General features: G+C 34.9%; 9 protein-coding genes. 3 read left to right on the forward strand and 6 right to left on the reverse strand.

The features are described from left to right. The coding region (locus ACIQ0D_RS09795; RefSeq protein WP_395805126.1) for an asparagine synthetase B at positions 1 to 891 on the reverse strand (891 nt) is incomplete at its 3' end. Between the two features lie 112 nt (positions 892 to 1,003). On the opposite strand from ACIQ0D_RS09795, the gene ACIQ0D_RS09800 reads away from it, so the two are divergent. Together ACIQ0D_RS09800 and ACIQ0D_RS09805 are read left to right on the forward strand one after the other, a co-directional pair. Further along, the gene (locus tag ACIQ0D_RS09800; RefSeq protein ID WP_395805128.1) at positions 1,004 to 1,441 is read left to right on the forward strand and encodes a peptidylprolyl isomerase; all 438 of its coding nucleotides are present in this window, start codon (positions 1,004 to 1,006) and stop codon (positions 1,439 to 1,441) included. 161 nt (positions 1,442 to 1,602) lie between these two features. Next, positions 1,603 to 2,121 carry a DUF5606 domain-containing protein gene (locus tag ACIQ0D_RS09805; protein WP_395805130.1) on the forward strand — a complete coding sequence of 173 codons (519 nt, stop codon included), beginning with the start codon at positions 1,603 to 1,605 and terminating at the stop codon, positions 2,119 to 2,121. Positions 2,122 to 2,307: 186 nt separating this feature from the next. On the opposite strand, the gene rlmH is transcribed toward ACIQ0D_RS09805, so the two are convergent. From rlmH to ACIQ0D_RS09830, 5 genes are all read right to left on the reverse strand, one after another. Beyond that, on the reverse strand, positions 2,308 to 2,781 hold the full coding sequence (gene rlmH, locus ACIQ0D_RS09810; protein ID WP_395805132.1) for a 23S rRNA (pseudouridine(1915)-N(3))-methyltransferase RlmH: 474 nt from the start codon (positions 2,779 to 2,781) through the stop codon (positions 2,308 to 2,310). A gap of 32 nt (positions 2,782 to 2,813) precedes the next feature. After that, positions 2,814 to 3,680 (reverse strand): SDR family oxidoreductase, encoded by an 867-nt coding sequence (locus ACIQ0D_RS09815; protein WP_395805134.1) that lies wholly within the window; start codon positions 3,678 to 3,680, stop codon positions 2,814 to 2,816. Between the two features lie 105 nt (positions 3,681 to 3,785). Further along, entirely contained in the window at positions 3,786 to 6,047 is a 2,262-nt protein-coding gene (locus tag ACIQ0D_RS09820) for an aconitate hydratase (protein WP_395805136.1), read from the reverse strand. Between the two features lie 224 nt (positions 6,048 to 6,271). Next, complete coding sequence (gene queD, locus ACIQ0D_RS09825; RefSeq protein ID WP_395805138.1) at positions 6,272 to 6,628, reverse strand: 6-carboxytetrahydropterin synthase QueD; 357 nt, start codon at positions 6,626 to 6,628, stop codon at positions 6,272 to 6,274. A 107-nt stretch (positions 6,629 to 6,735) separates the two neighbouring features. Beyond that, positions 6,736 to 7,353, reverse strand: a complete 618-nt coding sequence (locus tag ACIQ0D_RS09830; RefSeq protein ID WP_395805140.1) for a polysaccharide deacetylase family protein — start codon at positions 7,351 to 7,353, stop codon at positions 6,736 to 6,738. A 169-nt stretch (positions 7,354 to 7,522) separates the two neighbouring features. On the opposite strand from ACIQ0D_RS09830, the gene ACIQ0D_RS09835 reads away from it, so the two are divergent. Further along, positions 7,523 to 8,371: TolC family protein (locus ACIQ0D_RS09835; protein WP_395805142.1), on the forward strand; the 849-nt coding region annotated here is incomplete at its 3' end.

Consider the following 8,371-nt stretch of genomic DNA (forward strand, 5'->3'; position numbering starts at 1 on the left):
ATTTAGTAATTGAGATCTAGTGGGTGTAGAATCAATTGTAGAAAACTCATTACTTCCCGGATTCAGGTCGACATTGAAATTTTGGAAGGCAAAGGTTTGGTTAAAATCAAGTTTAGATTGTGCATTAGCATCGGCAGGGTCGCCGTCAAATACTCGATCAATAATATCTATTCCATTAGCCGCTAAAGCAATGTCGATGGTTTCTGGTCCTGAACACATAGCAAACATAAAGCCCCCGCCAGCACAGAAATTTCGGATATTTCGTGCTACTTCAAGTTTCATTTCGGATACTTTCTTGAATCCATTTCTTTTTGCTGTAGCTTCTTGTAGCTTCACATCATCCATATACCAGCTTGCATTTCTGAAAGCACTCCAAAAGCGGTTGTATTGCCCCGTAAAATCCTCATGATGGAGGTGAAGCCAATCATATTTTGGTAATGTGCCTTTTAGAACCTCATCATCATAAATAATGTCGTAGGGTATTTCGGCATAGTTAAGCACTAAGGTTACGGCATCATCCCATGGCAATTTATTTTTTGGAGAATAAACGGCAATTTTTGGTGCTTTTTCGAGTTTTACGATATCCATGTTGACTGATGGGTCAGTAATCTCATTTAAAATAATATTTACTTTGCCATCGCTTAACACTTCATAAGAAATGCCCCGAATTTTACATTCACTCTCCATAGCTTGTGAATATTTTATTAAAAAACTCCCACCTCTATAATTTAAGAGCCAATCGGTTTCTGCTCCATTTTTTAATGCCCAGTAAGTAATTCCGTAGGCTTTTAAATGATTTTTTTGTTCTTCATCCATCGGAATCAGAATAGAGGCAGCATTACAAATGGAGAGAAAAAAGGTAAAAAGCAGTGTCAAACAGACTTTTTGCATGATTTTATATTTGTTTAGGCCTATTTAAAGGTATAAAAAGAAGAAGATATTTATAGAATTTTAGCAATTGATCTAAATAATTAACTTTGTTCTTAATTATAAGAATCGAATTATGAGTAAAGCAATTATAAAAACTGAAAAAGGTGACATGACTGTGCAATTTTATGATCAAGATGCACCTAATACAGTAGCTAATTTTTTAAAATTAGCAAAGCAAGGATATTATGATGGTGTTACCTTCCATCGTGTGATTAGTGATTTTGTTATCCAGGGTGGAGATCCTACGGGTACAGGTGCTGGTGGACCAGGATATAGTATTGACTGTGAGCTTAGTGGCGAAAATCAGTTCCATGATAGAGGCGTACTTTCTATGGCACACGCAGGAAGAAATACCGGAGGGTCACAATTTTTTATCTGCCATAGTCGTACAAATACTGCTCACCTTGATCGTAATCATACTTGTTTCGGTAAGGTAATTGAAAATGTTGATGTGGTAGATGATATCCGTCAGGGTGATAAAATATTGGGAATAGAAATAATTGAAGAATAGATAAAGACTACATAGTATTGAGTACATAGTACATAGTATTGAGTACATAGTATTGAGTACATTTTATCTAAATATAATTTATTATCAAAATATTTAACTTAAATATAAAACACTTAGTACTTAGTACTAATTACTAATTACTAACTACTAACTACTATTATATGAATTTAAGAGGATTAGTTTCCGTTTCGGGTAAACCGGGTTTATTCAAATTGATTGGCCAAAACAAATCTGGCTTTATCTTAGAAACACTTGATGAACTAAAGAATAAAATTGTGGTCAATATGAGTACTGCAAAAATGGCCTCTTTAGAAGATATTACTGTTTTTGGTGAAAATAATGATCTAAAGTTGAGTGATATTTTTTCTAAAATGAAGGAGGTTAAAAATATTCCTGATCCAAAGACTGCAGATGGTAAGGCTCTACGCACTTTCTTTTTAGAAGTTGCTCCAGATCATGATCAAGAGCGCGTGTATGCTTCAGATATGAAAAAGATTATTACTTGGTTTAATACAATAAAGGATATGCCTTTATTTGAAGAAGCGGCTCCTGAGCCTATTTCTGAAGGTGCAGCACTTAGTGGAAATGTAAGCAAGAAGCCTGAACCTGTAGCTAAAGAAAAACCTAAAGCTACAAAAGCTGCAGGTAAAAGTGCCACTAGACTTGCTCCAAAGGTCTAATTAATATCAATAATATTTAAAGGGCAGAAATTATATTAGTTTCTGCCCTTCTTTGTTATATTAAAAAAAGTAAATAATTGCAGCCCCTAATGCAAGCCCGACTAATATAAAAATCCAAAAGTTCTTTTTTTCATTACTTGGATTGATATACTTGAAAAGATATTTTCTTTTATAATCTGTCATCTTTTAATCGTGGTGATAAGGTTCTCCCTTCAAAATGGTGTAAGCACGATATAATTGTTCAGTGAAGAACAATCGAATCATTTGATGAGAGAAGGTCATTTGTGAAAGGGATATTTTATCATTGCCTCTTGCATAAACTTCATCGCTAAATCCGTATGGACCTCCAATAATGAAAACTAAGTGCTGTTGACCACCAACCATTTTCTTATTTAAATATACTGAAAATTTTTTTGATGAGAATTCTGCCCCATTTTCATCCAATAAGATGACATGATCGGTACTTTGAATTTGTTTAAATATTAGCTCAGCTTCTTTAATTTTCTGTTGATCTCTTGATAAACTTTTTGTGTTTTTTAATTCCGGGATTTCCAAAATTCGGAATTGAATATAATGTTTTAAGCGTTTTAGATAAATCTCTATGCCCTCAATTAAGTACTTGTCTTCTGTTTTTCCAATGGTAAGAAGGGTAATCTTCATTATTTTATTTCGAAAAATTATTAAACTGATTCTTATTTGTTTAAAACGCCTTTTCTTACTTGTGTTTTTAAAATTTCTCCATCTGGATCGAGGCTCGTTTTTACCTTTGTGAAAGTTGCAACCCCCTCAGAGCTCATGTATCTAACTTTAGGATGTGGATCATTCATGCATTTAATGATTATTTCAGCAATTTGAGCTGGTTTTTGAAATACCTTTTCTTTTACTTCATCAGTAAAGCTAGCTCTATAACCCATGTAATTTTCCATTAATGGTTTATAGTCATCATTTAAAATGCCCCCAGTACTGTTGAAATAATTGGTTAGATTATTGCCAAATTCAGTTATTACACCTCCCGGTTCAATTAATGAAATGTGAATGCCAAAGTATGGTTCTAAATAAGTCGCGAGACTCTCAGTTAGCCCCTCTAGTGCAAATTTAGCAGCACAGTAAATCTCGTTCACTGGCTGACCAACCAATCCACCTACAGAAGAAATGTTGATGATATGACCGCTTTTTTGTTTTCGCATAAAAGGTAAAACGGCCTTGCTGCATCTTATCGGACCATAAAAATTGACATCCATTACCTGCTTAATCTCATCCATGCTAGCTTGTTCCATTGTTCTAATAAATCCAGCACCCGCATTATTTATCAATACATCTATTCTCTCGTTAGATTTAATGATTTCAGAAATACAGTTTGCGATACTTTGGTCATCAAGCACGTCCAATTGCATAATATTAAGCTTAACGCCTCTTTTTTCAGCGGTCTGTTTAAGTAGAGTGCTTTTTTCAATGTTTCTCATGCTTGCGAAAACCTTATGCCCTTGTTCGGCAAGCTGTATTGCAGTTTCTAATCCGATACCTGTTGATGCCCCAGTAATAAGAATGATTTTTGACATGATGCTAATTTAAAATTAAATGTATTATGGCCTTAAATTAAAAAAAGCTTAAAGCTAAATTATAAAAATCTCGCTTTAAGCTTTTAAAATAGATATTATTTGAATTTATTGATTCATTCGGATGATATTCAATGCACCACCAGCCTTGAACCACTCAATTTGTTGTTCATTATAGGTATGGTTAACCGGGAATGTATCCATTGTACCATCGATATGATTTAGAACGATGTTCAATGGTTTTCCTGGAGTAAAATCATTCAAGCCAACAATATCAATTGCGTCATCTTCACGAATTTTGTCATAATCATTTGCATCTGCAAAAGTTAAGGCAAGCATGCCTTGTTTTTTAAGGTTTGTTTCGTGGATACGAGCGAAAGATTTCACAAGAATTGCACGTACACCAAGATGTCTAGGCTCCATTGCAGCATGCTCACGTGATGAACCTTCACCATAATTTTCATCTCCAACAACTATACTTCCAATTCCAGCTGCCTTATAAGCACGAGCTGTTGCAGGAACTGCACCATACTCTCCAGAAAGTTGATTCTTAACAGTATCAGCTTTGTCGTTAAAGAAGTTAGTAGCACCAATAAGCATATTATTAGAGATATTGTCTAAGTGACCTCTAAATTTCAACCATGGTCCAGCCATAGAAATATGGTCGGTAGTACATTTGCCTTTTGCTTTTATCAAAAGCTTTAAACCTTTAACATCCGTTCCTTCCCAAGCTTTGAAAGGATCAAGCAATTGAAGGCGTGAAGATTTTTCATCTACTAGCACACTTACTTTACTTCCATCTTCAGCTGGTGCCTGATATCCGGCATCTTCCACTGCAAATCCTTTTAAAGGCATTTCTAATCCTTGCGGCTCATCAAGCTTCACTTGTTCACCTGCTGAATTTGTTAAGGTATCAGTAAGTGGATTGAATGCTAAATCACCTGCAATGGTCATTGCTGTCACAATTTCTGGTGAAGCAACGAAAGCATGTGTATTAGGGTTACCGTCGTTTCGAGATTTGAAGTTTCTATTGAATGAAGTGATGATCGAGTTTTTACGAGTTGGATCATCGCTATGACGAGCCCACTGCCCGATACATGGTCCGCAGGCATTAGCCAAGACCACACCACCCATGCTTTCAAAGGTATTTAAGAAACCATCACGCTCAACAGTATAGCGAACTAATTCTGAACCTGGTGTAATGGTAAATTCTGCCTTAGAAACTAATTTTTTATTTACTGCTTGTTCAGCAATAGAAGCAGCTCTAGAAATATCTTCGTATGAAGAGTTAGTACAAGAACCAATTAATCCAACTTCCAAAGTTTGAGGCCATCCATTTTCTTTAACGGCAGCAGCAAATTTTGAAATTGGCCATGCCATATCAGGAGTAAAAGGACCATTGATATGTGGTTCTAATGTAGAAAGATCAATTTCAATTACTTGATCAAAATAATTATGCGGATTTGCATATACTTCATCATCACCTGTAAGATGCTCTTTGATTTGATCAGCAAGGCTAGCAATTTCAGCACGTTCAGTGCCTTTTAAGTAGGTTGCAATTTTGTCATCGTAACCAAAAACTGAAGTTGTAGCTCCAATTTCGGCACCCATATTACAAATTGTACCTTTTCCTGTTGCAGAAAGTGATCTAGCGCCTTCGCCAAAATATTCAACAATTGCTCCGGTACCACCTTTTACAGTTAGGATACCAGCAACTTTCAGGATTACATCTTTTGCAGATGCCCAACCAGATAATTTTCCAGTAAGTTTAACTCCGATAAGCTTAGGGAATTTAAGTTCCCAAGCAAGACCAGCCATTACATCACAAGCGTCTGCACCACCAACACCAATAGCAATCATTCCTAATCCACCAGCATTTGGAGTGTGAGAGTCGGTACCAATCATCATTCCACCAGGGAATGCATAGTTTTCTAAAACTACTTGGTGAATAATACCTGCTCCGGGCTTCCAAAAGCCAATTCCATACTTATTTGAAACGGAAGCAAGGAAATCATAAACTTCCTTATTTTGAGTGTTAGCTGTTTCAAGATCTGTATCAGCTCCAATTTTTGCCTGGATTAAGTGATCGCAATGCACGGTAGACGGTACAGCAACTGTAGGTCTTCCTGCTTGCATAAATTGCAATAATGCCATTTGGGCAGTTGCATCTTGCATTGCTACTCTGTCTGGAGCAAAATCTACATAAGTAACACCGCGCTCATGAGCCTGAGTGGCATTTCCTTCCCAAAGATGGGCGTATAAAATCTTCTCTGTTAATGTAAGTGGTTTTCCAACTACCTTACGTGCAGCCTCAATACGAGGGCCGTAGTTGTTGTAAACCTTTTTGATCATGTCTAAATCAAATGCCATGTTATTTGCTTGATTTTAATTAATTCTAATTTAACTGCGAGCGAAGTTACAAAAAACGACCTAAAAAAGGAAGAGGAAAGGGTATTCAATCTGTAATAAATCTGCTATTTCTTAAAAAAGATTCGATTTTGTTAAAAAAAATGCCTTGGCCTAATGAAAAACATTTTTTGAAATGAAATTGGAAGCTTTAGAGAAAAAATTGAATTGGTGAAGTTTTATTCCAATCAATTTCCCTCATAAATTACTCCAGAGCTTGGCGTTTCTTTCAGTTCGATTTTTTTTAATCCCGCTACTAATGGTTTTATCTTGTTCCATAGCCAAATAGAAAGGTTTTCGCTCGTCGGATTTTCAAGTCCCGGAATTTCATTCAATAAATGATGATCTAATTGCTCAATAACAGGTTTAATCGCCTTTTTTAAATCTGCATAATCAATGATCCATCCGCTTTTTTCATCTGGCATGCCTTCTATATATACGTTTAATAAATAGGTGTGTCCATGCATGTTCCCACATTTATGCCCTACAGGCACATTGGGTAAAAAATGAGCTGAATCAAAAGAAAATTGTTTGTAAATAATCATGACGCAAAAATAATCTAAATGGAAAAGATAAAAATGATAGAGATCAGTTTTATGTTTTTTAAATTGTGATATTAGATAATTTACCTGTTTTTCAATGTTTTTGAAATTTAAAGTTTTTTGAATGAAAATCCTTGATTACTTAATTTTTCTAAAATGACAGGTAAACTCTTCTCCAAACGGTCAAATGCTTTTAAACTATCATGAAAAACAATAATCGACCCATTTTTAACATTTTTCAAAACATTATCTATGCATTTTTCTGCTGTAATTGATTGGTCAAAATCGCCACTCAAAACATCCCACATGATAATCTCTATTTGAGGATTTTGAATTTTTAATGCCTTAATTTGAGATTTTGTAATTCTACCATAAGGGGGTCTAAAAAGCCTTATACCTGTATGTAGTGTGCATTTTTGGATATTATCTAAATAATCATTATCTTTAGTATTCCATCCTTTAAGGTGGTTGTAGGTATGATTTCCCACGGCATGGCCTGCCTTAATAACATCCGAAAAGACCTCTGGATATTTATCGATGTTTTCTCCAATACAAAAAAAAGTAGCCTTTGCTTGAAACTTTTTAAGTGTATTTAATACAAATGGTGTAACAACTGGTATAGGTCCGTCGTCAAAAGTAAGAAAAATGATATTTTCTTCCCTGCTTTTATGCCAGGTTAATGTAGGATAAAACCACTGCAACCAAAAAGGGGAATAGGATAAATACAAATGCTTAATAATTTATTACGAAGATAAATATGTTAGCTAATTAAATGGTAGTATTTTTACACGGATTTATAAATGAGTCAATTCTGTTAATTAATATATGAAACAAATAAAACATCAGTGCTTTTTTAAATATGTTCTCCTTAGCTTTTTGGGAATATTTTTTTCTGCTATGTCATTATCGGCCCAGGAGCTTTTAACTTTAAAGCGTGCAACTGAGCTTGTGATTGAGAATAATCTTCAAATTAAACAAGCTCAATTTACAGAAGCCGTTTCTGAAGAGAATTTGCAGCAATCAAAATTAGCTTTGCTCCCTACTTTAAATGCAAATACTGGTTTAAATTTCAATTTTGGTAGAAGTATTGACCCATTAACCAATCAATTCGTTAATCAGGCAATTACCTCTACTAGTGGGAATTTATCTTCCGGAACAGCTCTTTTTCAAGGATTTCAGAAAATTAATCAGATTTCTCAGAACAAATTGCAGTTAGATGCTGATAAAAGTAATACTCAAAAAATAAAGAATGATTTAGTTTTGACTGTTGTAACTGGCTATTTATCTGTGTTAAATGCACAGGATATTTTAATCGCTTCACAGCAACAACTGGCTATTTCGAAACAACAATTAGATATTGAACAAAAGTTTTTTGATGTTGGGTCAAAAACTCTTGCCGATTTATCACAAGCTAAATCTCAACTTGCTACTGCAGAACTTAATGTTACCAATGCTCAAAATCAGGTAGATCTTGCATTTTTGAATCTTGCGCAGCTCTTGGAACTTGATCCATCTTCAGTTTTTGTTGTTGAAAAGCCGAAAATGGAGAATATGCCTAAGATTAATTCTGCGTACTCTGCGTCAGATGTTTTTAAATCTGCTGCTTCTAGTTTCCCTGATATTCGTTTAGCTGAATTGAGAAGACAGGCTTCTGAAAAAGGAATTGATATCGCCAAAGGGAATTACTATCCCTCATTAAATCTGCAATCAGGTTTCGGGACTCGATATTCAAATGGTGCCTTTGGA

Origin of the sequence: Daejeonella sp., from assembly GCF_044342615.1 — a bacterium.
In the GTDB taxonomy this organism is placed as follows: Bacteria; Bacteroidota; Bacteroidia; order Sphingobacteriales; family Sphingobacteriaceae; genus Daejeonella.

Bases quoted from the DNA above. Each gene is read 5' to 3' on its own strand.
- ACIQ0D_RS09805 (WP_395805130.1), top strand. From the start codon at position 1,603: ATGAATTTAAGAGGATTAGTTTCCGTTTCGGGTAAACCGGGTTTATTC.
- ACIQ0D_RS09820 (WP_395805136.1), bottom strand. From the start codon at position 6,047: ATGGCATTTGATTTAGACATGATCAAAAAGGTTTACAACAACTACGGC.
- ACIQ0D_RS09800 (WP_395805128.1), top strand. From the start codon at position 1,004: ATGAGTAAAGCAATTATAAAAACTGAAAAAGGTGACATGACTGTGCAA.
- rlmH (WP_395805132.1), bottom strand. From the start codon at position 2,781: ATGAAGATTACCCTTCTTACCATTGGAAAAACAGAAGACAAGTACTTA.
- ACIQ0D_RS09815 (WP_395805134.1), bottom strand. From the start codon at position 3,680: ATGTCAAAAATCATTCTTATTACTGGGGCATCAACAGGTATCGGATTA.
- queD (WP_395805138.1), bottom strand. From the start codon at position 6,628: ATGATTATTTACAAACAATTTTCTTTTGATTCAGCTCATTTTTTACCC.